At 69.8% G+C, this 24462-nt stretch carries 28 protein-coding genes; 14 read left to right on the top strand and 14 right to left on the bottom strand.

The features are described from left to right. Positions 1–51: 51 nt before the first annotated feature. Positions 52–315 (top strand): hypothetical protein, encoded by a 264-nt coding sequence (locus tag D3869_RS12720; protein WP_137140332.1) that lies wholly within the window; start codon positions 52–54, stop codon positions 313–315. A 78-nt stretch (positions 316–393) separates the two neighbouring features. On the opposite strand, the gene D3869_RS12715 is transcribed toward D3869_RS12720, so the two are convergent. The 5 genes from D3869_RS12715 to rpsM form a co-directional block, all read right to left on the bottom strand. Then, entirely contained in the window at positions 394–972 is a 579-nt protein-coding gene (locus D3869_RS12715) for a YqaA family protein (RefSeq protein ID WP_014240057.1), read from the bottom strand. 161 nt (positions 973–1133) lie between these two features. Beyond that, positions 1134–1556, bottom strand: a complete 423-nt coding sequence (gene rplQ, locus D3869_RS12710; RefSeq protein ID WP_094304321.1) for a 50S ribosomal protein L17 — start codon at positions 1554–1556, stop codon at positions 1134–1136. A gap of 216 nt (positions 1557–1772) precedes the next feature. Continuing rightward, positions 1773–2792, bottom strand: a complete 1020-nt coding sequence (locus D3869_RS12705; protein WP_014240055.1) for a DNA-directed RNA polymerase subunit alpha — start codon at positions 2790–2792, stop codon at positions 1773–1775. 131 nt (positions 2793–2923) lie between these two features. Beyond that, positions 2924–3322: a 30S ribosomal protein S11 gene (gene rpsK, locus D3869_RS12700; protein ID WP_012974490.1), complete on the bottom strand. Its 399-nt coding sequence runs from the start codon at positions 3320–3322 to the stop codon at positions 2924–2926. Between the two features lie 15 nt (positions 3323–3337). After that, on the bottom strand, positions 3338–3706 hold the full coding sequence (gene rpsM / locus D3869_RS12695) for a 30S ribosomal protein S13 (RefSeq protein WP_014240054.1): 369 nt from the start codon (positions 3704–3706) through the stop codon (positions 3338–3340). A 334-nt stretch (positions 3707–4040) separates the two neighbouring features. Between rpsM and pyk the strand changes: the two genes are divergently transcribed. After that, entirely contained in the window at positions 4041–5483 is a 1443-nt protein-coding gene (pyk, locus tag D3869_RS12690; RefSeq protein ID WP_137140331.1) for a pyruvate kinase, read from the top strand. A gap of 31 nt (positions 5484–5514) precedes the next feature. On the opposite strand, the gene D3869_RS12685 is transcribed toward pyk, so the two are convergent. Next, a complete protein-coding gene (locus D3869_RS12685) occupies positions 5515–7860 on the bottom strand; it encodes an ATP-binding protein (protein ID WP_175426458.1) in 2346 nt (781 codons plus the stop codon). A gap of 202 nt (positions 7861–8062) precedes the next feature. Here D3869_RS12685 and D3869_RS12680 point away from each other — a divergent pair, with 202 nt between their 5' ends. The 6 genes from D3869_RS12680 (at position 8063) to D3869_RS12655 (ending at position 13230) form a co-directional block, all read left to right on the top strand. Next, entirely contained in the window at positions 8063–8488 is a 426-nt protein-coding gene (locus tag D3869_RS12680; RefSeq protein WP_137140329.1) for a YqaA family protein, read from the top strand. 18 nt (positions 8489–8506) lie between these two features. After that, positions 8507–8995, top strand: coding sequence for a YbaN family protein (locus D3869_RS12675; protein WP_137140328.1), 489 nt, complete (start codon positions 8507–8509; stop codon positions 8993–8995). A gap of 184 nt (positions 8996–9179) precedes the next feature. Next, positions 9180–10643, top strand: coding sequence for a cytochrome c oxidase accessory protein CcoG (ccoG, locus tag D3869_RS12670; RefSeq protein ID WP_137140327.1), 1464 nt, complete (start codon positions 9180–9182; stop codon positions 10641–10643). A gap of 30 nt (positions 10644–10673) precedes the next feature. Then, the gene (gene mog / locus D3869_RS12665) at positions 10674–11213 is read left to right on the top strand and encodes a molybdopterin adenylyltransferase (protein WP_137140326.1); all 540 of its coding nucleotides are present in this window, start codon (positions 10674–10676) and stop codon (positions 11211–11213) included. Positions 11214–11342: 129 nt separating this feature from the next. Then, the gene (locus D3869_RS12660) at positions 11343–11909 is read left to right on the top strand and encodes a hypothetical protein (RefSeq protein ID WP_137140325.1); all 567 of its coding nucleotides are present in this window, start codon (positions 11343–11345) and stop codon (positions 11907–11909) included. 112 nt (positions 11910–12021) lie between these two features. After that, positions 12022–13230 (top strand): NnrS family protein, encoded by a 1209-nt coding sequence (locus tag D3869_RS12655; protein ID WP_137140324.1) that lies wholly within the window; start codon positions 12022–12024, stop codon positions 13228–13230. Here D3869_RS12655 and D3869_RS12650 read toward each other — a convergent pair. After that, a complete protein-coding gene (locus tag D3869_RS12650) occupies positions 13182–13940 on the bottom strand; it encodes an HAD family hydrolase (RefSeq protein WP_137140323.1) in 759 nt (252 codons plus the stop codon). The two genes, D3869_RS12655 and D3869_RS12650, sit on opposite strands and share 49 nt — an antisense overlap. A gap of 166 nt (positions 13941–14106) precedes the next feature. On the opposite strand from D3869_RS12650, the gene D3869_RS33085 reads away from it, so the two are divergent. Together D3869_RS33085 and D3869_RS12645 are read left to right on the top strand one after the other, a co-directional pair. Continuing rightward, a complete protein-coding gene (locus D3869_RS33085) occupies positions 14107–14247 on the top strand; it encodes a hypothetical protein (RefSeq protein ID WP_160174807.1) in 141 nt (46 codons plus the stop codon). 166 nt (positions 14248–14413) lie between these two features. Continuing rightward, positions 14414–15301: a class I SAM-dependent methyltransferase gene (locus D3869_RS12645; RefSeq protein ID WP_137140322.1), complete on the top strand. Its 888-nt coding sequence runs from the start codon at positions 14414–14416 to the stop codon at positions 15299–15301. Here the strand turns inward: D3869_RS12645 and D3869_RS12640 are convergent. The 6 genes from D3869_RS12640 to D3869_RS12615 all read right to left on the bottom strand — a co-directional run bounded on the left by D3869_RS12640 (position 15276) and on the right by D3869_RS12615 (position 20518). Then, entirely contained in the window at positions 15276–16268 is a 993-nt protein-coding gene (locus D3869_RS12640) for a threonine ammonia-lyase (RefSeq protein ID WP_137140321.1), read from the bottom strand. The genes D3869_RS12645 and D3869_RS12640 overlap by 26 nt on opposite strands. Positions 16269–16271: 3 nt before the next feature. Continuing rightward, complete coding sequence (locus tag D3869_RS12635; protein ID WP_175426457.1) at positions 16272–17027, bottom strand: SDR family oxidoreductase; 756 nt, start codon at positions 17025–17027, stop codon at positions 16272–16274. A 6-nt stretch (positions 17028–17033) separates the two neighbouring features. After that, positions 17034–17900, bottom strand: coding sequence for an NAD(P)-dependent oxidoreductase (locus D3869_RS12630; RefSeq protein WP_137140320.1), 867 nt, complete (start codon positions 17898–17900; stop codon positions 17034–17036). 109 nt (positions 17901–18009) lie between these two features. Further along, entirely contained in the window at positions 18010–18930 is a 921-nt protein-coding gene (locus D3869_RS12625) for a hypothetical protein (RefSeq protein WP_137140319.1), read from the bottom strand. 92 nt (positions 18931–19022) lie between these two features. Then, positions 19023–20141 carry an NnrS family protein gene (locus D3869_RS12620; RefSeq protein ID WP_137140318.1) on the bottom strand — a complete coding sequence of 373 codons (1119 nt, stop codon included), beginning with the start codon at positions 20139–20141 and terminating at the stop codon, positions 19023–19025. After that, complete coding sequence (locus D3869_RS12615) at positions 20138–20518, bottom strand: winged helix-turn-helix transcriptional regulator (protein WP_137140317.1); 381 nt, start codon at positions 20516–20518, stop codon at positions 20138–20140. Before D3869_RS12615 ends, D3869_RS12620 begins: the two co-directional genes overlap by 4 nt. 146 nt (positions 20519–20664) lie before the next feature. Between D3869_RS12615 and D3869_RS12610 the strand changes: the two genes are divergently transcribed. From D3869_RS12610 to D3869_RS12595, 4 genes are all read left to right on the top strand, one after another. After that, a complete protein-coding gene (locus D3869_RS12610; protein ID WP_137140316.1) occupies positions 20665–21678 on the top strand; it encodes a zinc-binding alcohol dehydrogenase family protein in 1014 nt (337 codons plus the stop codon). Between the two features lie 138 nt (positions 21679–21816). Continuing rightward, positions 21817–22236, top strand: coding sequence for a winged helix-turn-helix domain-containing protein (locus D3869_RS12605; RefSeq protein WP_137140315.1), 420 nt, complete (start codon positions 21817–21819; stop codon positions 22234–22236). A gap of 125 nt (positions 22237–22361) precedes the next feature. Beyond that, entirely contained in the window at positions 22362–23018 is a 657-nt protein-coding gene (gene rpe / locus D3869_RS12600) for a ribulose-phosphate 3-epimerase (RefSeq protein WP_137140314.1), read from the top strand. Between the two features lie 144 nt (positions 23019–23162). Next, complete coding sequence (locus D3869_RS12595) at positions 23163–23420, top strand: GlsB/YeaQ/YmgE family stress response membrane protein (RefSeq protein WP_014240033.1); 258 nt, start codon at positions 23163–23165, stop codon at positions 23418–23420. A gap of 95 nt (positions 23421–23515) precedes the next feature. Here D3869_RS12595 and D3869_RS12590 read toward each other — a convergent pair whose 3' ends face one another. Further along, positions 23516–24295 (bottom strand): PhyR family response regulator anti-anti-sigma factor, encoded by a 780-nt coding sequence (locus tag D3869_RS12590; protein ID WP_137114286.1) that lies wholly within the window; start codon positions 24293–24295, stop codon positions 23516–23518. Positions 24296–24462 lie beyond the last annotated feature (167 nt).

Below are 24462 nucleotides of genomic sequence, written 5' to 3'. Positions count from 1 at the left end.
GGGCTCGGCGCCCACTATGCCGGGAACGCAAGCGATAAGGGAATGCCTCAAATGAGTCCCAACAACCCCGGCCCGTCGCCGCGCCGCCGGACCTCGACCACCGTCTTCGTGGCGTTGCTGATCGGCGGCCTGCTGCTGCTCGTCGTGCGCATGCTCGCCATGCCCACCGTCAGCGCCGGCGAGATCGTCCTGCCCCTGCTGGCCGGCATCGGCATGGCGCTGGCCATCGGCGTGATGGTCATGCGCGACCGCCGCGAGCGCAACGCCCTGCCCCCGTCGGAGCGCAACCGCCAGGACCGCGGGATGCCGGATTGATCTGGCCGGATTGATCTGGCCGGATTTGATGTTGACCGGATGAATGCGGGTGACGCGCGGGGCCGAGCCCCGCGCCGCTCACACGAACTTGAAGCTCAGCAGTCCGCCGATGATGATGACCAGCAGAACGGTCGTCACCAGCATCAGCCGCTTCTCGATGATGTCGCGCACCTGCGGCCCGTAGAAATGCAGCAGGATCGCGATCATGTAGAATCGCGAGAATCGTGCGACGATCGAGCACAGGATGAACACCGTCAGGTCGAGGTGCGCGAATCCCGCGGTGATCGTCAGCAATTTGTAGGGTATGGGCGTGATGCCCTTGAGAATCAGGAACCAGGGGCCGAATTCGGCGAACATGTCCTGGAAGCGCTGGAACGACTCCTGCGCGTTGTAGAGGTCGATGATCAGCCGTCCGATGCTCTCGAACAGATAGAACCCGACCGCGTAGCCGAACAGCCCGCCGATCAGCGAGGCCAGTGCGCAGATGTTGGTGTAGCGCCAGAGCTTCTTGGGCTCCGCCAGACACATCGGCACCAGCATGACGTCGGGCGGGAGGGGGAAGAAGGAGCTTTCCGCGAAGGAGACGGCGGACATCCACCAGACGGCGTCCTTGCGGGCGGAGAGCTTGAGAATCCGGTTGTAGAGAGGTTTCAGCATACCGCGCGCGCGGCGCCCTCCCGAAGTGGCGGAACCCGAAAACCGGAAACCCTCCCTCCGGGGGTGAACCCGAAGGGAGGGCCGGTCGGTCACCTATATCGTCGTCCGAAACCCGGTGGGCAACGGCGGCGACAAGATTTCACGAAAGCTCAACCGTGGGCTCAGCCCTCGGCCTCGACCTCGTCCTTGATCTCCACCGGGCCCGAATCCTGGCCCTTGGCGGCGACGTCGCGGTCGACCAGCTCGATCACGCCCATGGCGGCGGCGTCGCCGTAGCGGAAGCCGGCCTTCAGGACGCGGCTGTAGCCACCCTGGCGGTCCTTGTAGCGGTCGGCCAGGACGGTGAACAGCTTGGTCACCATCGCGTCGTCGCGCAGCTGCGCGAAGGCGAGACGGCGGTTGGCGAGGCCACCCTTCTTGCCGAGCGTGATCAGACGCTCGACGATCGGGCGCAGATCCTTGGCCTTCGGCAGGGTCGTCTTGATCTGCTCGTGCTTGATCAGCGCATTCGCCATGTTCGAGAACATGGCCTTGCGGTGGCTGGTGGTCTTGCTGAACTTACGTCCGGAAACGCCGTGACGCATGACGGTCCTCCTTCATGGCGTGGCCCCCCTCGGGGAGCCGGTGGTGAACCCGACCGCCCAGTTTTCGGCTGGTACGGTGCGGGGCGGGCCGGTTGGTGGCCCTGGGAACTTGGCCCCTCCCCGGCGCCCTCCCCCGCCTTCGGCGAGGGAGGGAGATCATCCCCTCCCTTGCGAAGCGGGGGAGGGTCAGGGAGGGGGCAATGGAACCTGCGAGACTTAGTACGGCTCTTCCAGACGCTTGGCCAGCTCTTCGATGTTCTCGGGCGGCCAGTTCGGGATTTCCATACCGAGGTGCAGACCCATCTGGGCCAGCACTTCCTTGATCTCGTTCAGCGACTTGCGGCCGAAGTTCGGCGTGCGGAGCATCTCCGCCTCCGTCTTCTGCACCAGATCGCCGATGTAGACGATGTTGTCGTTCTTGAGGCAGTTGGCCGAACGGACCGACAGTTCCAGCTCGTCCACCTTGCGGAGCAGGTTCTTGTTGAACGGAACCTCCTCGTGCTTCTCCTCGGCGACCGCGTGGGTCGGCTCCTCGAAGTTGATGAACAGCTGCAGCTGGTCCTGGAGGATGCGGGCGGCCAGAGCCACCGCGTCGTCCGGCTTCACGGCGCCGTTGGTCTCGACGACCATCGACAGGCGGTCATAGTCGGTGACCTGCCCGACGCGGGCGTTGTCGACCTTGTAGGAGATCTTGCGGACTGGCGAGAACAGCGCGTCGACCGGGATCAGGCCGATCGGGGCGTCTTCCGGACGGTTCTGGCTGGCCGGGACGTAGCCCTTGCCGGTCTCGACCGTCAGTTCCATGTTCAGGCGGGCGCCGTTGTCCAGCGTGCAGATCACGAGGTCCGGGTCCATCACCTGGATGTCCGCGCCGGTCTCGATCATGCCGGCCTTCACCTCGCCGGGGCCTTCGGCGCGCAGGCGCATGCGCTTCGGGCCGTCACCGCCCATGCGCAGACCCATCGACTTGATGTTGAGGACGATGTCGGTCACGTCCTCGCGCACGCCGGGGATCGACGAGAACTCGTGCAGCACGCCGTCGATGTGGATCGCCGTGACGGCCGCACCCTGCAGCGAGGAGAGCAGCACGCGGCGCAGCGCGTTGCCGAGCGTCAGACCGAAGCCACGCTCCAGCGGCTCGGCCACGACGGTCGCCGTGCGGTCGGCGTCGTCACCGGGCTGGATGTCCAGCTTGTTCGGCTTGATCAGTTCCTGCCAGTTCTTCTGAAGAGCCACGGTATTACCTCATGCCATCGGAGTGGACACACGTCCGCGGGGACCGGCCATTCCCATCCGATGGCGCCGCGATGGCTGCGGCGCCTGTCCCGGAACGGCGGATCCCCGCGGGTGCGGAGTAGCGATGCTTCTTAGACGCGACGCTTCTTCGGCGGACGGACGCCGTTGTGCGGAATCGGCGTGACGTCGCGGATCGAGGTGATCTGGAAGCCGATCGACTGCAGGGCGCGCAGCGCCGACTCACGCCCCGAACCCGGACCCTTCACCTCGACCTCGAGGGTCTTCATGCCGTGCTCCTGGGCCTTGCGGCCCGCGTCCTCGGCGGCGACCTGGGCGGCGTAGGGGGTCGACTTGCGCGAGCCCTTGAAGCCCATCGTGCCCGACGACGACCAGGCGATGGTGTTGCCCTGCGCGTCGGTGATGGTGATCATCGTGTTGTTGAAGGAGGCGTTCACGTGAGCGACGCCGGCGGTGATGTTCTTGCGCTCGCGACGACGAAGACGCTGCGAAGCGGCTGAGGGCTTGGCCATGGTCCGTGCGTCCTCTTACTTCTTCTTGCCGGCGATCGGCTTGGCCGGACCCTTGCGGGTGCGGGCGTTCGTGTGGGTGCGCTGGCCGCGGACCGGTAGGCCCTTGCGGTGACGCAGGCCACGGTAGCAGGCCATGTCCATCAGACGCTTGATGTTCATGGCGACCGAACGGCGCAGGTCGCCCTCGACGCGGTAGTCGGCGTCGATGGTCTCGCGGATCTTGAGGATCTCGTCGTCCGTGAGCTGATTCACACGGCGCTCCGCCGGGATCTCCAGCTTCGTGCAGATTTCCTTGGCCTTGAAGGGGCCGATGCCATGAATGTAGGTCAACGCGATCTCCACGCGCTTCTGCGCGGGGATGTTGACGCCAGCGATACGCGCCACGCCTGCTCTCCTCGATATCTCAACGGCAGCCCTCATGGGCCGCCTACACACCGATTGATCCCCGATCCGGGCGCCGAGGCCCGAAGGCCGGACGGCAAAACACGGATACGGGACGCACAATGTCTCCCGCCGGGCCGGTTGGGCCGCGGGAGGGTGCGACTATAGAAAAAGCCGGAAATCTGTCAAGGCCGTTCTGCGGCGTTACCGTGCTTTTCCCGGTGCCCCACCATTGTGGGGAGGATGCCCGCGGTTGACAAGCCGGACGGCAGAACTTGAGATGAACGGCCCGCCCCGAACGGAACAACCCGAACGGCGCACATCAGAAGGCAGACCCATGACCCGCAAAGGCATCCCCTTCCGGCGCTTCCGCCTGACCAAGATCGTCGCCACGCTGGGGCCGGCCACCGCCACGCCGGAGAAGATCCGCGCGCTGTTCGAGGCGGGCGTGGATGTCTTCCGCCTGAACTTCAGCCACGGCACGCACGAGGACCATGGCCAGCGCCTCGCCACGCTGCGCGCGCTGGAGGCGGAACTCGACCACCCCATCGCGGTCATGGCCGACCTGCAGGGGCCGAAGCTGCGGCTGGGCACCTTCGCCGACGGCCCGGTCACCGTCGGGCCGGGGCACCGCATCCGCCTCGACCTCTCCGACGAGCCGGGCGACGCGACCCGCGTCGGCCTGCCCCACCCGGAGATCTTCGCGGCTCTGGAGCCGGAGGCGGAGCTGCTGGTGGATGACGGGAAGGTCCGCCTGCGCGTCGTCGATTGCAGCCCGGACCACGCCGACTGCGTCGTGCTGTCCGGCAGCCGCCTGTCCGACCGCAAGGGCGTGAACGTTCCCGGCGTCGTCCTGCCGCTGACGCCGCTGACCCCGAAGGATCACGAGGATCTGGCCTTCGCGCTCGACCAGGGGGTGGACTGGGTGGCCCTGTCCTTCGTGCAGCGGCCGGAGGATGTGGCGGAGGCGCGCAAGCTGGTCGCCGGGCGCGCCGCCCTGCTGTCGAAGATGGAGAAGCCGCAGGCCATCCAACACCTGGAACGCATCGTCGAGCTGTCGGACGGCGTCATGGTCGCCCGCGGCGACCTCGGCGTCGAGATGCCGGCGGAGGACGTGCCGAGCATCCAGAAGCGCATCATCCGCGAATCGCGCAAGGCCGGAAAGCCGGTGATCGTCGCCACGCAGATGCTCGAGTCGATGATCGGCTCCCCCGCCCCGACCCGCGCCGAGGCGTCGGACGTGGCGACCGCGGTCTATGACGGGGCGGACGCCGTGATGCTCTCGGCCGAGACGGCGGCGGGCACCTACCCCATTGAGGCGGTGTCGATGATGGACCGCATCGCCCGCCGGGTCGAACAGGACCCGCTCTACCGCACCATCACCGACGCCCAGCATCCCGACCCCCAGCAGACCTCCACCGACGCCGTGACCGCGGCGGCGCGGCAGGTCGCCCACACCATCCAGGCGGCGGCCATCGTCACCTACACCACCAGCGGCTCGACCACGCTGCGCGCCGCCCGCGAACGGCCGGAGGTGCCGATCATGTGCCTGACCTCCAGCCTGGAGACGGCGCGGCGGCTCCAACTCGCCTACGGGGTGCACAGCGTGCATTCCGCCGATGTGGCCGACTTCAACGAGATGGTCCAGAAGGCCGCCCGCTGCGCCTACGAGGATGGGGTGGCGGTGGAGGGGCAGCGGCTGGTCATCACCGCCGGCGTGCCCTTCGGCACCCCCGGCAACACCAACATCCTGCGCATCGCCTGGGTGGACGCCCAGTAAGGAGTCGCTCAAACAAAGAGTCGAGGCGCCCTCAGGCCGGGGCACGCTCCTTCGGCGCGACGCGGGGGAAGCGCAGGGTGAAGACGGTGCCGCGGCCCGGCGCGCTGTCCAGCGCGATGCGGCCCCTCAGCCGGCGGGTGGCGATGTTGTAGACGATGTTCAGTCCCAACCCGCTGCCCCCGGCGCCACGGCTGGTGGTGAAGAAGGGTTCGAACACCTTGCCGTGCAGTTCGGGCGGGATGCCACGCCCGTCGTCGGCGTAGACCAGTTCCACCTCATCGACGCCCACCGCGCGCGCGGTGACCCGGAGGGTGCCGTGCTGCTCCGGCGCATAGCCGTGGATGATCGAGTTCATCACGAAGTTGGTCAGAACCTGGCTGAGCGCCCCCGGATAGCCGTCGATCAGCAGATCCGCCGGGCAATCCACCTCCACGCCGTGGGCGGCCCGCTTGATGCGGACGCCCAGGCTGCGCAGAACCTCGTCGATGTAGTCGCGCAGATCGAAGACGCGGCGCTCCTCGCTCGCCTGGTCCACGGCGATCTGCTTGAAGCTCTGGATCAGCTGGGCGGCGCGGTCGATGTTCAGCAGCATCAGCTGCGACGCCTCCCCCGCCATCTCGAGGAAGTCGGCGAAATCGGGCCGGCGCAGCGTTCCCGCCTCGAAATCGCGCCGGATGAGGCGGATGCGCTCCGCCATCAGCGAGGCGCCGGTCAGCGCGATGCCGATGGGCGTGTTGATTTCGTGCGCCACCCCCGCCACCAGCGACCCCAGCGCCGCCATCTTCTCGGACTGGATCAGATGGGCCTGCGCCTCCTTCAGGTCATGGAGCGCGCGTTCGGCCTCCTCCCGCGCGGCGTGGGCACGCTCCTCCGCATGGACGCGGTCGGATACGTCGGTGTGCGAACCGACGATGCGGAACAGCTCGCCGTCCGGACCAAGAACGCGGATGGCGCGGCTCAGCATATGAACCACGGTGCCGCGCTTGTGGCGGAAGCGCAGGATGAACTGGCATTCGCCCATCGCGCCGTTGATAAGGTCGCGGGCCATCCGGGCCGACAGCTCGCGATCCTCGGGCAGGATCAGCTCGGTCCAACGGGCAGCGGTGTTGACCATCTCGTCCTCGCCGTAGCCGAGCATTCCCCACCAGTAGGGCGACAGCCACAACTCCCCCGTGCGCACGTCCCATTGCCAGATCCCCTCGCGCGCCGCCCGGATCGCCAGCTCGAACAGCTCCCGGCTGGCGATGATCTCGCGCTCGGCGTTCCGCCGCTCGGTCACGTCGGTGTAGGTGACGACGAATCCGCCGTCGGGCAGAGGCCGGATCAGGCATTCCAGCACGTGACCGTCGGAACGGGTGCACTCCCAGGACCGCTCGTCCGGGGCGGGCCGGGTGGGCAGCGGCGCCCCGAGGGCCGCGGACGGGCCGGTCCCGGTCCCGGTCCCGGTCAGGGGGTCGGGGCACACGCTCCCCGACCCGAAGGCCAGCCCCTGCCCGACCCGCCGGGCGATGGCGGCGTAGGGCCTGTGATAGCTCAGGAATTCCAGTTCCACCCCCAGCAGCTCCGTGACGCGCCCATTCCAGGCGACCAGGCGGAGCCCCCGGTCGAAGGCCATCACCCCCTGGCCCAGCCCGTTGAGGACCGCCCGCGTCTGGTCCCACTGGGCTTCGAGTGCCTGTTCGGTGCGCTTGCGGGCGGAGATGTCGCTGACGCAGGCGAGCATGGCGTCCTCGCCCCGGAAGCGGAACCGCCGGGCGGAGACCATCGCCCAGAGATCGCTGCCGTCGGGCCGGCACAACCGAGTCTCGAAGCCGTCCACGCCGCCGGCCCCGTCGCGCAGCGCGGCGAGCAGCCGCTCCCGCTCCTCCGGATCGGTGTAGTAGGCCTTGGCGAAGCTGCGTCCGACCACATCGTCGAGCGGGACCCCGAACAGCAGGCCGGCGGGCTGGTTGACCGCCATCACCAGGCCGTCGGACAGCCGCGTCACCACCAGGGGAACGGCGATGGCCTGCATGATCGCCCGCTCCGCTTCCCCGGCCCGGTCGCCCAGCAGACCCTCCAGGCCGACGAAACCGGTCTCGTCCGGCGGCCCCGCCAGGGCGCCGGCCGCGTCGGTGAGCGTCAGCACCAGCTCGCCGCCCTCGCCCTCGGCGGGAATCAGCGTCGGATGCCCGCCGCCGGCGGGGGGCGCGAGGGCCACCGGTTGTCCGGCGCGCAGCCGTTCCGCCGCCCCGGCACCGCCCCCACACACCGCAACCCTGGCCAGAAGGGCGTCGAGGCTGTCCCCGGGACAACCGCCCAGCGACGTCCGGAACACGGTGTTGGCCCAGATCAGGCGCCCGTCGGCATCGAAGCGGGCAAGGCCGGCAGCGGCCATCCGCGAACACTCCCCTTCATTCCACAAGATGACGCCCGTCGGATGAGACCGGTCGGGCGTTCCAAGTCCATCCCCTGCGAATTCATACAAAATGAATCTACACCAGTTTATCGCAGCTGCACCATGGCGCCTCCCGCATTCCTGTATGCGCACCCATGTTCTAGCCTCCGCCACCCCCAGGCCCGGAAGGACCGACCGCCGCATGTCCGAGTTTGCCGCTTACGGCGGGCTGTTCCTCACCGCGTTCCTGGCCGCGACCATCTTTCCGGCCCAGTCGGAGATCCTGCTGGTCGGCATGCACGCCACCGGCAACTACGACCATCTGGCGCTTCTGCTGTTCGCCACCGCGGGCAACGTGCTCGGGTCCGTGGTCAACTGGGCGCTGGGGCGCTACCTGATGCATTTCCAGGACCGCCGCTGGTTCCCGGTTCCCGCCACGATGGTGGCGCGGGCCACCCGCTGGTACCAGCGCTTCGGGGTGTGGTCGCTGCTGCTGGCCTGGATGCCCGTCGTCGGCGATCCGCTGACGCTGGTCGCCGGCATCCTGCGGGTGGACATCCGGCTGTTCCTGCTTCTGGTCACGGCGGGCAAGGCCGCCCGCTACGCGGTGCTGGTTCTGGCCGTGTGAGCGTCCTATCTTCACCCCATGGATGACCCGACCGCCCTTCCTGAGGACGCCTCCGTCTGCGCCTCTCCCCTGCGGCGCCGGCTGTGGCTGGCGCTGGGCTACGCCGCGGTCGGGCTGGGCATCGCGGGCACCGTGCTGCCGCTCCTGCCGACCACCCCGTTCCTGCTGCTGGCCGCCGGGGCCTTCGCCAAGAGCAGCCCGGCGCTCCGCGACCGATTGTACCGCGACCCGCGCTTCGGCCCGCTGCTGCGCGACTGGCAGGCCGAAGGGGCGATCCCCCGCAAGGCCAAGGCGGCGGCGCTGATCGGCATGGGCGTGAGTTGGGCGATCGTGGCGCTGACCGCCAGCCGTCCGCTGGTTCCCGTCCTGGCCGGCACCTGCATGGCGGCGGTGGCCGTCTACATCGTCACCCGCCCTGCGCCGTCCCGGCCGGAGCCGCAAGACGCGGCGTCCGACGGGGTGGCGGCGGAGGGCGGAAACGTTTCCGCATTGCGAAACGAAGCTTGAGCCGATCGGCCGATGGACGTATTACAGCCCGTAATCCCGGCCGGTCACCAGCGCCGCTGAAAAATCCTTATAATCTATAGGGATTTTTCAAATCCGTTCTCGTCTTGATCCTGATCAAGAGGCGCTCGGGTCCTGTCCGCTATTGTCCGGTCTTGCGTCCCTATCCGGAGCCAAGGCAGACGATATGCCAGACGGAAGCGCTGTCACGCCGGCGAAAGTCCAGTTCTTCGAGAGCCACAAGAAGATCCACCCGAAGGCCGTCTCCGGGCGCTACCGGCGCTGGAAGACCATCCTGACCTGGGTTCTTCTGGCGGTCTTCTTCATCGCCCCGTGGATTCGCTGGGAACGCGGCCCCGACGCGCCGGCCCAGGCGGTGTTGCTCGACATGACGACGCCGCGTTTCTTCGTCTTCTGGATCGAGATCTGGCCGCAGGAGATCTACTACCTCACCGGCGTCCTGATCGTGGCGGCGCTGGGCCTGTTCCTGGCCACCGCCCTGGCCGGGCGCGTGTGGTGCGGCTTCACCTGCCCGCAGACGGTGTGGACCGACCTGTTCGTCTGGATCGAGCGCGCCTGCGAGGGCGACCGGGCGGAGCGCATCCGCCTCGACAAGGCCCCCTGGACCGCGAGGAAGGTTCTGCGCAAGACCGGGAAGCACGCCGGCTGGCTGGCGCTCTCCGTGGTGACCGGCTTCGGCTTCGTCGCCTACTTCACCGACGCGCCGCGGCTCGCCGTCGATCTGCTGACCTTCAACGCGTCCTACGAGGCGGCGGGCTTCTTCGCGCTGTTCGCGGGCATGACCTACGTGATGGCCGGCTGGACGCGCGAGCAGATGTGCTACTACATGTGCCCGTGGCCGCGCATCCAGACCGCCATGCTGGACGAGCACAGCCTCGTCGTCACATACGACACGCTGCGCGGCGACACCCGCGGCCCGAAGCGCAAGTCGCAGAGCTGGGACGAGCGTCGCTCGAAGGGCTTCGGCGACTGCATCGACTGCGGCCAGTGCGTTCAGGTCTGCCCGGTCGGCGTGGACATCCGCACCGGCGAGCAGGCGGACTGCATCAATTGCGGCCTGTGCGCCGACGCCTGCGACAGCATCATGGTGTCGCAGGACCTGCCGAAGGGCCTGATCCGCTTCGACAGCCTGGCCGCCCAGGACACCCGCGCCCAGGGCAAGCCCTATCAGTGGCGATTGATCCGCCCGCGCACCATCGTCTACGGCCTGCTGATGCTGGTGATCACCGGCGCCATGGCCTGGAGCTACGCGCTGCGCCCGCGGCTGGACATCGCCGTGCAGCGCGACCGCGCCCCGCTGTTCGTCACGCTCCAGGACGGCACCATCCGCAACGCCTACACCTTCAAGGTCTCCAACAAGACCCGCCAGGACCGTTCCTACACGCTGGCCGCCGCCGGCATCGCCGGTGCCGAGGTGAAGGTGGTGGGCGAGCGCGACGAGGACAGCGGCAGCGCGGTCAGCCACATCTCCGCCTCGCCGGACAGCGTGGCGACCTACCGCGTCTACGTCACGGTGCCGCGCGAGTCCGTGCCGGAGGCCTCCACCCCGGTCACCTTCCAGCTGACCGACACCAACAACGGCGACCGGGACAGCTACAACAGCGTGTTCCTCGGGCCGGGCGGCAAGTAAGCCCGCCGATCATTGCTCAGGGAGCCGCCCATGACCTCCGCGAAGCCCGCCCGCATCGGCATCGTCACCGTGTCCGATCGGGCCAGCGCGGGCATCTACGAGGACAAGGGCGGCCCGGCCATCCGGGCGGAGCTTGAGCGCATCGTCGCCTCCCCCTGGGAACCGGTGGCCCGCGTCATCCCCGACGACCGCGAGGGCATCGCCGCCACCCTGATCGAACTGGCCGACCGCGAGGGTTGCAACCTCATCGTCACCACCGGCGGCACCGGCCCCGCCCCGCGCGACGTGACGCCGGAAGCGACGGAGCAGGTCTGCGAAAAGATGATGCCCGGCTTCGGGGAGCTGATGCGGACGGTCAGCCTGACCGTGGTGCCGACCGCCATCCTGTCGCGCCAGACCGCGGGAATCCGCGGCGGCAGCCTGATCGTGAACCTTCCGGGCAAGCCTTCGGCCATTCACGACTGCCTGATGGCGGTCTTCCCGGCAATTCCGTACTGCCTCGATCTGATCGGCGCGGCGCGCATCGACACTGATCCATTGGTCTGCAAGGCATTCCGCCCGAAGTCCTGAGCTTTTGCCTATACCCTTTTTGCGCGTGCGGAGAGGAATACCATACGCATGGCCATGTTGCCTTGCGGGAACCCGTGCTCACCTTTTTCGTTCGAGGGGAGCGGGGTCCCCGATCAAGGTGAGCCAGCCATGCTGTTCGATTTCGAGCCTTCGGGCATCAACGACACCTATCTGCGCCTGACCCGGCGCGGTGTTTCCTGCATCGTCGCTCCAGCCGGGGCGTGGAACGGGTTGCTTCGGGTCAACTACATCGTCGCCGGGTCGCCCGGCGGCGCCGATCCGCACATGATCTACCGCTGCCTGGACATCGGGTGGGACGACGGGCGCTTCTGCTGGAAGGGCCGCGCCGCCCCGGTGATGACCACCTCCGCCATGGTGGACATCCTGCAGGAACGCGGGCTCGTCACCAGCGGCGAGGCCGAGCGGCTGCTGTTCGGCATCAACAGCCCGGCGTCGGGCGGGTCGTCGGACGAGGCGCTGATCGCCCGCGCCATGCTCCTGGGCTGCAGCTTCTCGCCGATCTACGAGGATGCGCCGCTGAGCAGCGGCCCGCCGCGCGTAGCCGGTTTCGCGCTGCGCACCCTGGCCGATCCCGGCGCCTTCGTCCTGACCGCCCGCGACGGGCTTCCCGTGCTGGATGCGCCCGCCCGCGACGCGCTGAAGCGCCTGATGGCCGAGAACGGCATCACGCTCTGACGGCGCTTTTTCTCCCACCTGACGGATTCTGTTTGACGGCGGTCAAAGAAGGGTGACCGCCCCCGGCGCAGTGTGACGGCATGACCGATGCCTCCAACGCGCGGGGAACGCCATGACCAGTTCCGTTGCCGACCAGCCGGACCGCCCTCCGGTGCCCCTGATCTTCGCCTATGGGTTCCGGCCCTTCTTCCTGCTCTCCGGCCTCGCCGCGCCCGTTCTGCTGGCCGCCTGGATCGCTGTTCTGGCGACCGGGACCTGGCCGGACGGCGCCGTCCCGGCGGCCTCCTGGCACGCGCACGAGATGCTGTTCGCCTTCGTGGTCGCCGCGGTGGCCGGCTTCCTGCTGACCGCGGTGCCGAGTTGGACGGGGACCAAGGCGCTGTCCGGCCTGCCGCTCGCCGGGCTGACGGCGCTGTGGCTGGCCGGGCGGGTGGCGCTGCTGCCCTTCATCGGCGTGCCGCTACCGGTTGCCGCCGTCCTCGACCTCGCCTTCCTGCCGGCGCTCGGCGTCGCGCTGGCCGGGCCGCTGGTGGCGGCGGGCAAGATCCGCAACACCGCCTTCCTCGTTCTGCTGGGCCTGCTGACCGCCGCCAACCTGCTGTTCCATCTCGACTGGCTGGGCGCGCTGCCGGGCGGCACGGCGCAGGGCGAGACGCTGGCCATCGGTGTCGTGCTGATGATGATCGCGGTGATCGGAGGGCGCATCGTCCCGGCCTTCACCCGCAACGCCCTGCGGGTGCGCGGGCTGGACGGCAGCGTCGTCTCCCGCCCCTGGGTGGAGAAGGCGACGCTCGCCTCGACCCTGCTGATGATCCCCGCCGATCTCGCCCTGCCGGGCACCGCCGTCGCCGGCCTGCTGGCGCTCGTCGCGGCGCTCGCCCACGCCCTGCGGCTGGCCGGTTGGCAGCCGGCGAAGACGCTCGACCAGCCGATCCTGTGGGTGCTGCATCTCGGCTACGCCTGGGTGCCGGCGGCGCTGGCGCTGAAGGCCGCGCATCTGCTGGGGGCCGGCGTGGAAAGCTCCGCCTGGATCCATGCCCTGACCGCGGGGGCCTTCGCCACGATGATCGTGGCGGTAATGACGCGGGCCTCGCTCGGCCACACCGGGCGGATGCTGGTGGTGACCCGCCCGACCGTGGCCGCCTACATCCTGCTGACCGCCGCCGCCCTGCTGCGGGTGCTGGCGCCCGAGCTGCCGGGCGGCCTCTACTGGACCGCCCTGGAGGGCGCCGGTGCGGCCTGGATCGCGGCCTTCGCCTGTTACCTGTACGTCTACGCGCCCATCCTGCTCGCCCCGCGGGCCGACGGCCGGCCCGGCTGAGCCCCACCGGGCTGAAGAAGACCCATCGCGCGTGGGCTGCGTTTCCCGATGAGGCTGGTGGCGAAGCGGCGCTGGAGGTCTTCCGGATCGCGGAAGATCTCCGCGCAGCCGGCTTTGCGCAGATCCTGCTCCGCGAAGCCGCCGCACAGAACCCCCACCACGGTCAGCCCGGCCCGCCCCGCCGCCTTGGCGTCCCAGGGGCTGTCGCCGACCACCACCGCCTCCTCCGCCGGCAGGCCCAGCCTCTCCAGAGCCGCCTCGAAGATGTCCGGGTGCGGCTTCGAGCGCTCCGCGTCGTCGGACGAGGTTTCCACGTCCACCAGGTCCGTGATGTCCGCGGCGCTCTTGTAGCGTTCCAGCTCGTCCCCCTTGGCGGAGGAGGCGAGCGCGATGCGCAGCCCTTCGGCGTGGAGGTGCTGGAACAGGCCGCGCACCCTGCGGAAGCCGCGGACCTTCGGCATGTATTTGCGCGCGAACAGCTCGTGCCGGAAATGGTCCAGCTCGTCCTCGATGCGGGCCAGATCCTTCTCCGGCACGAAGACCGGCATGAGCTGGTCGCCGCCCTTGCCGATCTGGGAGCGCACCGCGTCGAACTCCGCGTGGTAGCCGAAATGCCGGATCGCCTCCACCCAGGCGTGGGCGTGAAGGTCCACCGAGTCGACCAGGGTGCCGTCCACATCGAAAATGACGGCCTTCAGAACGCCGCTCATCGCCGCCTCCTCACCATGCTACGCGCGTGTTTTTGGGGTATTCCTTCTCGAACAGGTGGCGCGGCGCGGCGTTCCTCGGACCGGTGTGCGGTGCGATAGAATTTGTCACATGGACCCGTCATAGCTGTGATCCGTTCACCCCTTACACAGATTGGGAAGAACGGACATGCCCAAGACGTTGAAGAGCTACGCCGCCCTCATCGGTCGCGCCCGCCACGCCGTCCAGCGCTTCAGCCGCCGCCGCGCCCGCCGCGTGCCGATGGAGCATCTCGACCTCGGCCTGTTCCAGAGCGACATCCGGCTGTAGCGCCCTCATAAGGATAGGGACCCACCAACCGGAGGCCCTCCCTTCACGCCCAGCGATCGCGCTCCGCCATAGGACTCCCCCTCCGTCCTAGGCGGGCAAGCTGAATGTTTCCGCCGGAACCGGCGCGCTATCGTCGCGCGGACCATCCAGCGGAGCGTCAGCCCCCATGACCGCAAGTTCCGAATCCGCCACCTTCGAGTCCGCCAGCCTCGAGACGACCAGTTTCGAGGATCGGTATTTCTCCGGCGCCGCCCTCTACGGCGACGACTTCGACGCGGCCCGGATCGCCGGCTGGTACGGCGTCGCGGCGCGGAACCTGGAAGAGGAATTCGCGCGCACCGCGCCCGACCGGCCCGGCTACCGCTACGAATACCACGCGCTGAATCACCGCCACGCCTTCCGCTTCCTGGCCGGGCGGCGCTTCCGGCAGGCGCTGGCCTTCGGCTGCGCCGCCGGGGACGACGTGGCGCCGATCGCCGGGCAGGTGGAGCGATTCCTGGCCGTGGAGCCCATCGAGCGCTTCTGGAAGAGCGACATCGCCGGCACGCCCGTCGAGTACCGCCGGCCCACGCTGGGCGGGCGGATCGACTGCGCGGACGGGGCCAACGACCTGACCGTCTGCCTGCACACGCTGCATCACATCCCGAACGCCGGCGCCCTGCTGGCCGAGTTCGCCCGCGTCACCGCCCCCGGCGGTCTGTTCATCCTGCGCGAGCCGATCAGCACCATGGGCGACTGGCGCCGCCCCCGCCGCGGCCTGACCGCCAACGAGCGCGGCTTCCCCGTGGCGTGGCTGGAGGAGCGCTTCGCCCGGCTGGGCTTCACGGTGCGGCAGCGCCGCTTCTGCTCCTTTCCGCTGACCGAGCGGCTGGGGCCGCTGCTGGGCGTCCCCCTGCCCTACGGCAACCCGCTGCTGGTGCGGCTGGACGAGGCGGCCTGCGCGCTGACGCGGTGGAACATCGCCTACCACCGCGACTCGCTGCGCAGGAAGTTCGCACCCGGCGCCGCCTATTACGTGCTGGAGCGCGCTACGACGACGCCAGCGCGTCCGTGAAGGTCGCCGCGTCGACGTTGCCGCCGCTCAGCACCACGGCGACGGTCCGCCCCGCCGCCGGCAGCTTGCCGGTCAGCACGGCGGCCAGCCCGACCGCCCCGCCCGGCTCCACCACCAGCTTCAGCACGGTGAAGGCGTAGGCCATGGCGGCCTTCACCTCGGCGTCGGTGACGGCGAGGCTGCCGGACAGCAGGTCCTTCATCACCGGGAAGGTCAGGGCGCCCGGCGTCGGAGTCAGCAGCGCGTCGCAGATGGAGCGCTGCCCGGCGGCGTTCTCCACCCGCTCCCCGGCGGCCAGGGAGCGCGCCACGTCGTCGAAGCCCGCCGGCTCCGCCGCCCACAGGCGGGCGTCGGGGAAGCTGTGGCGCACCGCCGTGGCGACCCCGGACATCAGCCCGCCGCCGCTGCACGGCGCGATCACGTCGTCGGGAACCGCGCCGATGGTCTGCGCCTGGGCGGCGATCTCCAGCCCGACCGTGCCCTGCCCGGCCATGATCTGCGGGTGGTCGTAGGGCGGCACGGTGGCGGCACCCCGCTCCGCCGCGATGGCCGTGGCGATGCCTTCGCGGCTTTCGGTCCAGCGGTCGTAGAGCACCACCTCGGCGCCGTAGCCGCGGGTGTTGGCGATCTTCAGGGCCGGAGCGTCGCTGGGCATGACGATGACCGCGGGCATGCCGAGCAGCGCCGCCGCCGCCGCGACGCCCTGGGCATGGTTGCCCGACGACCAGGCGACCACCCCGCCCTTGCGCTCCTCCGGCGTCAGTTGGGAGAGCCGGTTGAAGGCGCCGCGGAACTTGAAGGAGCCGCTGCGTTGCAGGACCTCCGGCTTCAGCAGGACGCGGCCGCCGACCCGCTCGTTGAGCAGGGCGTTCTCCAGCAGGGGCGTGCGCACGGCGAAACCGTCCAGCCGCGCCGCGGCCTCCACGATGTCCTGATGGCCGATGGCAAAGGAATTCGACGCGGGCATGGCTCAGCGGCCTCCGGAAACGTTGAGAAGGGCGCCGGTCACGTAGGACGCGGCGTCGGACAGCAGCCACAGCACGGTTTCGGCGACCTCGTCCGCCGTCCCGGCGCGCCCGGCGGGCGGGATCAGGGCGGGGTTGTCGAGCCGGTTGCCGATGCCGGGGATGATCTGGATGTCGGTGTCGATCAGGCCGGGCCGCACGCAGTTCACGCGGATGCCCTCCTTCGCCACCTCGCGGGCAAGGCCGACGGTCAGGCTGTCCACCGCGCCCTTGCTGGCCGCGTAGCCCACATACTCGTTGGGCGAGCCCAGCACGGCGGCGATGGAGCCGATGTTGACGATCCCCCCGCCCTTCCCGCCGTGGCGGGTGGACATGCGGCGCACCGCCTCCCGCGCGCAGAGGACGGCGCCGGTCACGTTGATGTCCAGCATGCGGCGCAGCTCGTCCGGCGCGGCCGCGTCGAGCCGCCCGTAGGGGCCGACGATTCCGGCGTTGTTGACCAGCCCGGCGGTGGGGCCGAAGCGCTCCTCCGCCGCGTCGAACAGGGCGCGGATGTCGTCTTCGCGAGCCGCATCGCCTTTAACGGCCTGGGCCTGCCCGCCGGCCTCGCAGATCGCCGCCAGCGTGGCCTCCGCCGCCGCTTCGTTGCCGATGTAGGAGAAGGTGACGGCGTGGCCGCGCTGCGCGGCCATGCGGGCGACCGCCGCCCCGATGCCCCGGCTGCCTCCGGTGACGACCAGCGATGTGAGCGTGGTGGACATGGTTCCTCAGCCCTCCTGCGGGTTGCCGGCCAGCCGGTCGAAGATTTGCGCGAGCGCGCCGTCGCCCTCGCGCCCCAGCCCGACCGCGGCGGCCATGGTGAAGAGTTGCAAAGCCGAGGCGGCCAAGGGCGTCGGCACGGTCAGCCGCCGCGCGGCGTCCATCACGTTGCCCAGGTCGGCCCCGACGATGCCCAGCGGCCGTTGCGACGGGATGTGGAAGGGACCGGCGGCGAGGATCTCGGCCAGCCGCTGCGGATCGACCCCGGCGCGGACGCCGAAGGCCGTGGCCTCCGCCACCGCGGCGGCGTAGATGCCGGTCAGCATCTGCTCCACCGCCTTCACGGCGGAGCCCTGCCCGTGCTCCGTGCCGACGCGGTGCAGCGTGCCCGACGCGGCGGCGATCAGGTCCTCGGCCCGCGCGAAGGCGTCCTCGGGGCCGGAGGCCATCACCACCATGCGCCCCTCCGCCGCCCGCACCGGACCGCCGCCGACCGGCGCGTCCAGCATCAGCAGGTCCCGCTCGGCGAGGCGGCGCCCGACGGCGGCGGCCATGTCCGGCGGGACGCTGGTGGACAGGACGACCACGCCGCCCTTCGGCAGGGTGCCGGCCACGCCCTCGGCGCCGAACAGCACCTCCTCCGCCTGCTCCGCCGTGGCGACCAGGACGATGACGCGGTCCACCCGGCGCCCGACGTCGGCGGGCGACCCCGCGGCCTCCCCGCCATGGGTGACGAGGCTCATGCATTTGGCGGCGTCGAGGTCGCAGCCGACGACCCGGAAGCCGGCGCGGAGCAGCGACAGCGCCACCCCCATGCCCATGGAGCCGAGCCCGACGACGCCCGCGCTGCGGACCGGTTCCAACGCGTCGCTCATGATCCCCCCTGCGGGTTCGCCCGCCCCTCATGCCCCTCGGTGGAGGCCGTTGCCAGGAGTGTCGGGGGTTGGGACGGGGACCGTCAAGCCGTTGCGCAAGGTCCGGGGATCAGCCGACCCGCGCGTGCGGAGCCGCCAAGTGCGCGATGCCCTCCAGATAGCGCCCCCCGTCGTGGAGCAGCCCCAGCGGCTGGTAGCGTTCCAGCTTGTCCGTGCCGGTCAGGTGCAGAAGATCGATCGGCGTGTGGGGGTAGACGGGCGAGCGCCACAGCCCGTCCGCGCCGCGCACCGGCACGGCCATGCTGCACATCCAGTTGGCCGTCGCCGGCAGGAGCAGGGTGTTTCGCACCTGGAACATCACGATGTTGAGGACGATCTGCTCGCACAGGAAATGGAAGGTGGTCCGCGTCGCGTCACGCAGGCTGTCGCGGAACAGGTCCCAATGGGGCGCGTCGTGGCGAAGCCCGTAGAAACCCAGATTGTAATAGGGCAGCGAGCCGGCCAGCGCGGCGATCTCCTCCCCGAAGAAGCGGGTGATGAGCTTGGCGCGCTCCGCCACGGACTGGGCGTTGGCGGTGTGCGAGGCCAGAAAGGGATAGGCCGCGTCGGCCTCCGGAACGATCACGGCGCGCCCGCTGCGGACACCCGCGACGGCGGCGTCCAGCGCGGCGGTATTCTGGACCCAGATGTCGGCGTCCAGATGCAGGTAGCATTGGAAACCGGGGAAATAGTCGCGCAGTAACGGGCGGCAGAGCATCGCCTTCCAGAACGGGATCTGCCGGTCCAGCTGCGCCACGAGCTGCGGGTGCGGCCAGACCACCAGATCGTCCCGCACCGGCGCGATGCGGTCGCAGAGCGGCGCCACATGGTCGCGCTGCGCGGCGGTCAGCCCGACATCGATCAGGCAGACCCGGTAGCGCCGGCGGTCCAGCGGGCGCAGCGACAGCAGAAGCCCGACCAGAAGCTCGAACACGCCGCGATCGGCGCAGATGACGACGGCGGTTTCGGCCTCGAACGGCAAAGTCTCCATGGCACGCGCCGACGTCAGTTGCACCCGGCGCACCATAGCGGCCGCGATGCGCGAAGGCCAGAAGCGGAACGCCCAAAATCAGGGTGTCGGGTTCACGCCCTGATCCGCTTCGGGACGCGCAGCAGCACCCAAAGCACCAGAAGATGCGCCGCCATCCAGGCCAGCGCCGCCGCGGGCATGAGCAGGTCCGGCGCCGTGCTGGCCGCGGCGACGCGCAGCGCGGCGGACAGGCCGACCAGAGCGATGGCGGCGGTGGCGGGTCGGGAGAAGTCCGGCGGCAGCGCCTCCCGCTGCAGGGTCGCGCGCACCATCATGGAAGCGGCCAGCGTGCCCAGCGCGCCCGCCCCGATCACGTGCCAGCCCGCCCCGCCGGTCAGCGGAGCCAGCCGCTCGACCCCCAGGAACAGCCAGCCGAGCCCGAGCCAGCCGTAGCCCAGATGCAGGCTCCACAGGTCCGGGCGCTTCAGCACGGCGCCGGTCCGCCAGCGGGCGAGACGCGCCCAGGCGGTCACCCCGGCCAGCGCCGCACCCGCCGCTCCGATCCAGGCCAGCGGACCGCTCGCCACCCCGGCGGCCACGGTCAGGGCGGCCAGCACCGCACCGGCGACGCCCGCCCATTCCAGGCGCGGCTGCACCCGCTCGACCAGCGTCCCGCCCTGCTTGCGGACTTCTCCCGCCGTGGCCGAGGGGATGATGCGCCCACCCATCACCAGCATCAGGATGCCGACCAGATGCAGCGCGAACAGCGCCCCCGTCCGTCCGCCGTCGCCGCCCCACCAGACCAGCGCCTCGGCCAGCGCGAAGGCGCCGATCACCGGGCCGAACAGCCTGTTGTGGCCGCTCTTGGCGGCGCGCAGGAAGGGGATGCCGGCGATCACGAACAGCGCCACCGGATAGGCCAGCGCCACCGGCGCCGCGACCTCCGGCGGCAGGCCGGCCAGCACCGCCAGCCGCCCGGCCAGCCATGCGGCGAAGGCGACGCTCAGCGCCACCCCGGACGGGCGCGTCAGCAGGAAGCCGCCGACCACCGCCAGCGCGTAGCCCATCAGCATCTCGTGCGCGTGCAGCGCCGGGGTCCAGCCGATGCCGAGCCAGCCGAAATAGCCGGCCACCCACAGCGGCACGCTGAGCGCCCCGTAGAGCGCGGCGGCGGGAAAGAACAGGCGATGCCCCCAGGGACGTTGCGGCGGCGGCGGGACGAAGGCGCTCATGCCGCGACGACAGCAGCAGAGGCGGCGGCAGAGGTGGTGTCAGCGGGGCGCAGATGCTCCTCCCCCCAGGCCTTCAGCGCCAGAATGATCGGCTCCAGGCTCCGCCCGCGCGGCGACAGGCTGTATTCGACGCGCGGCGGCACCTCCGCATAGACGGTGCGGACCAGCAGCCCGTCCGCCTCCAGCTCGCGAAGCTGGGTGGTCAGCATGCGTTGGGTGACGTTCGGCACGCGGCGGCGGATCTCGTTGAAGCGCAGCGTGCCGGCGAGCAGATGGTAGAGGATCAGCCCCTTCCACTTGCCGCCGATGATGGCGAGGACGCCCTCCACCGGGCAGCCCGGCGAGCAGTCCAGGTTGGCGTGGGGAACGCGGGCCATGACGGTATCCTTTTCGACACTATGTGCGTTTCATGTGCATTCTTGCGCCCCGGTGCTGCAAGGCGCAAGTCTGTCGGCAGAGCACAACACGCCGCAACAAGCACCCAACGACAAGCACCCAACAACAAGCACAAGGACTTCAGGCCATGCGCGCCGTCGCCTTCACCCAATCCCTGCCCATCGACGCCCCCGACGCCCTGATCGACGTCGAGCGCCCCCGCCCCGAGCCCCAGGGCCGCGACCTGCTGGTCGAGATCAAGGCCGTCTCGGTCAACCCCGTGGACACCAAGGTCCGCCGCAACATGCCCCCCGCGCCGGGCGCCATGAAGGTGCTGGGCTGGGACGCCGCCGGTGTCGTGGTCGCCGCCGGGCCGCAGGCCACGCTGTTCAAGCCGGGCGACGCCGTCTTCTACGCGGGAGCCATCGACCGTGACGGCACCAACGCCGAATTCCATCTGGTGGACGAGCGCATCGTCGGGCCGAAGCCGGCCAGCCTCGACTTCGCCCAGGCTGCCGCCCTGCCGCTGACCAGCATCACCGCGTGGGAAGCCATGTTCGACCGGCTGGACGTGCGGCGCCCGGTGCCGGGGGCGGCCAACGCCATCCTGATCGTCGGCGGGGCCGGCGGCGTCGGCTCCATCGCCATCCAGCTCGCCCGGCAACTGACCGACCTGACGGTCATCGCCACCGCCTCCCGCGAGGAGACGCAGGCCTGGTGCCGGGACCTCGGCGCCCATCACGTCGTCGACCACCGCAAACCGCTGGCCGCGCAGGTGGAGGCGCTGGGCATCGGCGCCCCGGCCTTCGTCTTCTCGACCAACGACACCGGCGCCCATCTGCCGGAGATCGCCGCCCTGATCGCCCCGCAGGGCCGCGTTGCGCTGATCGACGATCCGGCGGGGCTGGACGTCATGGTGCTGAAGCGCAAGAGCGTGTCGCTGCATTGGGAGTTCATGTTCACCCGGCCGGTGTTCGGCACCGCCGACATCGCCGCCCAGCACGCGCTGCTCAGCGAGGTGTCGCGCCTCGTCGACGCCGGCACCGTCCGCACGACACTGGCCGAGACGTTCGGCACCATCAACGCCGCCAACCTGACGCGCGCCCATGCCCTGCTCGAAAGCGGGCGGGCCAAGGGCAAGATCGTGCTGGCCGGCTTCTGATCCGCGCCTTGCCTTTTCGGCGGGGGACGGCCAGTCTCCCGCCCCAAAAGGGCGGAGCGGACGAGCGGGAGTGGCCGGGGTGAAATGGATAGGATGCCGGGAGCGGGCCGGCGAGACCAGTGCGTCCTGGATGGCGCCATGACCCGCCTGCGCATCCGCATCGATTTCGACACCGGCGGCTCGGTCGGGCCGGGCAAGATCATGCTGCTGGAGCGGATCCGGGAAACCGGCTCCATCTCCGCGGCGGCGCGGACGCTGGACATGTCCTACCGCCGCGCCTGGCTGCTGGTCGACGACCTCAACCGCATCTTCGCCGAACCGGTGGTCTTCGCCGCGGTGGGTGGCAAGCACGGCGGCGGGACCGCGCTCACCGCCTTCGGCGAACGGGTAATCGAGCATTACCGCGCGGTCGAGCGCGACGCCTTCGCCGCCGCCACGCCCCGGCTGGCGGCGCTGGAGGGGATGCTCAACGCCGACTACGGCGCGGGAAGCGACCCCGCGGACGACGGCAGCTTCTCCGGCGATCCGGGCCTGAAGCCGGGCTGCAAGCCGGCCTGACGGTTCCTCCGGACGGCGAGAGGGCCGGAACCGCGAGAGGGGTTGGGGCGGCGGGGGAGCCGTGGTATGGGAAGGCGGATTTTCCACCACCCTTTCCCGCACCGTTCACGCCAAGGATTTCCGCCATGCGCCCGGTCAAGATCGCCCCGTCCATCCTCTCCGCCGATTTCGCCCGGCTGGGCGAGGAAGTGCGCGCCATCGATGCGGCGGGCGCCGACTACATCCACATCGACGTGATGGACGGCCATTTCGTCCCCAACATCACCATCGGCCCGGCGGTGGTGAAGGCGCTGCGCCCGCACACGGCGAAGACCTTCGACGTGCATCTGATGATCGCCCCAGTGGACCCCTACATCGCCGCCTTCGCGGACGCCGGCGCCGACATCATCACCGTCCATGCGGAGGCCGGCGCGCACGTCCACCGCACCATCCAGCTCATCAAGTCGCTGGGCAAGAAGGCCGGCCTGTCGCTGAACCCGGCCACCCCGCTGGAGGTCGTGGATTATCTGCTGGAAGAGCTCGACCTCGTCCTGGTCATGACGGTCAACCCCGGCTTCGGCGGGCAGAGCTTCATCGCCAGCCAGCTTCCCAAGATCCATGAGCTGCGCCGCCGCATCGACGCGCTGGGCAAGCCCATCGACCTCCAGGTGGACGGCGGGATCAACGGCGAAACCGCCCGCATCGCCATCGAGGCGGGCGCCGACGTTCTGGTCGCCGGAACCGCCACCTTCACCGGCGGGCCGGACCGCTACGCCGCCAACATTCGCGCCCTGCGGAGCTGACCGCCGGCCCTGCCCCTCTCCCTCCCGGCCATGCTCCAGGTGGGTTTATCCGCAAGAGGGTCCTCCTTCGGGCAGAACCAAACGCCGTTCCGGGCGTTATGGCTGCGTGGGATCGAGGACATCGATACTGGAGGGAGAGAGGTTATGGGTATTCTGTGGACGATCATCATCGGCTTCCTGGCCGGCATCGTCGCCAAGTTCCTGATGCCGGGCCGTGATCCGGGCGGCTTCATCATCACCACGCTGCTCGGCATCGCGGGCGCCTTCGTCGCCACCTATCTGGGCGAGGCCGTTGGCTGGTACCGGGCGGGCGAAGGGGCCGGCTTCATCGGCGCCATCGTCGGCGCCATCATCATCCTGGCCATCTACCGCATGATCGCCGGGCGCCGGACCACCGTCTGAGACAGCGGCACACTACACCGCACACGCAAAGGGCGGCCCGACGGGGCCGCCCTTTCGCTTTTCCACCCGGACCGCAGATCACCGGGCCGCAGTTATCACGCCAGGGCCACCGGGCTCGGCATGAAGACCGCGCGCGAGATCGCCGCCTGGATCGCCTCGTTGGTGAAGGGCTTGCGGACGATCTGGCCGAGATGGCGGGCGTCCGCCTCCTCCAGGTCGCCGTCGAAGGCCGTGACAAAAATGGTCCGCATGGCGCGCTTCTGGCGCAGCCGGCGGGCAACCTCGACCCCGCTGCCGCCGTCGGCCAGCCGGACGTCCAGCAGCGCCAGCGTCGGCTTCTCGGCCTCCAGCAGTTCCAGGGCCTCCTGCTCATTGTTGGCGGTGCCGCAGACGACGTGCCCCATGTCGGTGACCAGCGAGCCGATCTCCATCGCCAGGATCGGGTTGTCCTCGACCACCAGCACCCGCTGGGTCAGGGCGTTGCGCACCTTGTCGCGGGCGATGGTCAGCCGATCCTGGCCCTCCGGCGCGGGGATCTGAAGCACCTGGGCCGCTTCGGGAACCGTCAGCCCCTCCAGCGTGATCAGCAGATACATCCGCCGCTCGCCTTCCGGGAGAGACGCCAGCGCCCGTTCGATGGGGTGCGGCGACGGAGTCGGCCGCCCATCCCCATCCTCGTCGAACAGCAGATTCAGCAGGGCGTAGAGCGGAACCCGCATCCCCCCTTCCAGCCCGAAGCGGGAGGGAGCCATCACGGCGACCTCGACGCAGCGCGTCACGAGATCGTCACCGCGTTCGGTCGCTCCGGTCAGCGCGCGCGCGTAGCGGCGCAGATAGGGGAGATGATCGTAAAGCTGGCGTGCGTAGACTCGCATGACCCGTTCTTCCGCGCCGGTGGGTGGGTCCGTCCGGCCTTCGGCACCGAGGGGCGCTGGCCGGTCGGCTTGATTCATAACTTGTTAACACTCTGAAACACTATCACGCCCCCCAAGGAGGGCGAACCGAAAAAAAGGCCGAGTCCCCCTTCCCCCGTTGGCAGAGG

Source organism: Azospirillum brasilense, from assembly GCF_005222205.1.
Classification (GTDB): domain Bacteria; phylum Pseudomonadota; class Alphaproteobacteria; order Azospirillales; family Azospirillaceae; genus Azospirillum; species Azospirillum brasilense_G.
This window is presented reverse-complemented; position numbering and strand designations above follow the sequence as displayed.

Excerpts from the sequence above, each read along its gene's own strand:
- D3869_RS12720 (WP_137140332.1), top strand. The coding sequence starts at position 52 with ATGAGTCCCAACAACCCCGGCCCGTCGCCGCGCCGCCGGACCTCGACC.
- D3869_RS12715 (WP_014240057.1), bottom strand. The coding sequence starts at position 972 with ATGCTGAAACCTCTCTACAACCGGATTCTCAAGCTCTCCGCCCGCAAG.
- rplQ (WP_094304321.1), bottom strand. The coding sequence starts at position 1,556 with ATGCGTCACGGCGTTTCCGGACGTAAGTTCAGCAAGACCACCAGCCAC.
- rpsK (WP_012974490.1), bottom strand. The coding sequence starts at position 3,322 with ATGGCCAAGCCCTCAGCCGCTTCGCAGCGTCTTCGTCGTCGCGAGCGC.
- pyk (WP_137140331.1), top strand. The coding sequence starts at position 4,041 with ATGACCCGCAAAGGCATCCCCTTCCGGCGCTTCCGCCTGACCAAGATC.
- D3869_RS12685 (WP_175426458.1), bottom strand. The coding sequence starts at position 7,860 with ATGGCCGCTGCCGGCCTTGCCCGCTTCGATGCCGACGGGCGCCTGATC.
- D3869_RS12680 (WP_137140329.1), top strand. The coding sequence starts at position 8,063 with ATGTCCGAGTTTGCCGCTTACGGCGGGCTGTTCCTCACCGCGTTCCTG.
- D3869_RS12675 (WP_137140328.1), top strand. The coding sequence starts at position 8,507 with ATGGATGACCCGACCGCCCTTCCTGAGGACGCCTCCGTCTGCGCCTCT.
- ccoG (WP_137140327.1), top strand. The coding sequence starts at position 9,180 with ATGCCAGACGGAAGCGCTGTCACGCCGGCGAAAGTCCAGTTCTTCGAG.
- mog (WP_137140326.1), top strand. The coding sequence starts at position 10,674 with ATGACCTCCGCGAAGCCCGCCCGCATCGGCATCGTCACCGTGTCCGAT.
- D3869_RS12660 (WP_137140325.1), top strand. The coding sequence starts at position 11,343 with ATGCTGTTCGATTTCGAGCCTTCGGGCATCAACGACACCTATCTGCGC.
- D3869_RS12655 (WP_137140324.1), top strand. The coding sequence starts at position 12,022 with ATGACCAGTTCCGTTGCCGACCAGCCGGACCGCCCTCCGGTGCCCCTG.
- D3869_RS12650 (WP_137140323.1), bottom strand. The coding sequence starts at position 13,940 with ATGAGCGGCGTTCTGAAGGCCGTCATTTTCGATGTGGACGGCACCCTG.
- D3869_RS33085 (WP_160174807.1), top strand. The coding sequence starts at position 14,107 with ATGCCCAAGACGTTGAAGAGCTACGCCGCCCTCATCGGTCGCGCCCGC.
- D3869_RS12645 (WP_137140322.1), top strand. The coding sequence starts at position 14,414 with ATGACCGCAAGTTCCGAATCCGCCACCTTCGAGTCCGCCAGCCTCGAG.
- D3869_RS12640 (WP_137140321.1), bottom strand. The coding sequence starts at position 16,268 with ATGCCCGCGTCGAATTCCTTTGCCATCGGCCATCAGGACATCGTGGAG.
- D3869_RS12635 (WP_175426457.1), bottom strand. The coding sequence starts at position 17,027 with ATGTCCACCACGCTCACATCGCTGGTCGTCACCGGAGGCAGCCGGGGC.
- D3869_RS12630 (WP_137140320.1), bottom strand. The coding sequence starts at position 17,900 with ATGAGCGACGCGTTGGAACCGGTCCGCAGCGCGGGCGTCGTCGGGCTC.
- D3869_RS12625 (WP_137140319.1), bottom strand. The coding sequence starts at position 18,930 with ATGGAGACTTTGCCGTTCGAGGCCGAAACCGCCGTCGTCATCTGCGCC.
- D3869_RS12620 (WP_137140318.1), bottom strand. The coding sequence starts at position 20,141 with ATGAGCGCCTTCGTCCCGCCGCCGCCGCAACGTCCCTGGGGGCATCGC.
- D3869_RS12615 (WP_137140317.1), bottom strand. The coding sequence starts at position 20,518 with ATGGCCCGCGTTCCCCACGCCAACCTGGACTGCTCGCCGGGCTGCCCG.
- D3869_RS12610 (WP_137140316.1), top strand. The coding sequence starts at position 20,665 with ATGCGCGCCGTCGCCTTCACCCAATCCCTGCCCATCGACGCCCCCGAC.
- D3869_RS12605 (WP_137140315.1), top strand. The coding sequence starts at position 21,817 with ATGACCCGCCTGCGCATCCGCATCGATTTCGACACCGGCGGCTCGGTC.
- rpe (WP_137140314.1), top strand. The coding sequence starts at position 22,362 with ATGCGCCCGGTCAAGATCGCCCCGTCCATCCTCTCCGCCGATTTCGCC.
- D3869_RS12595 (WP_014240033.1), top strand. The coding sequence starts at position 23,163 with ATGGGTATTCTGTGGACGATCATCATCGGCTTCCTGGCCGGCATCGTC.
- D3869_RS12590 (WP_137114286.1), bottom strand. The coding sequence starts at position 24,295 with ATGCGAGTCTACGCACGCCAGCTTTACGATCATCTCCCCTATCTGCGC.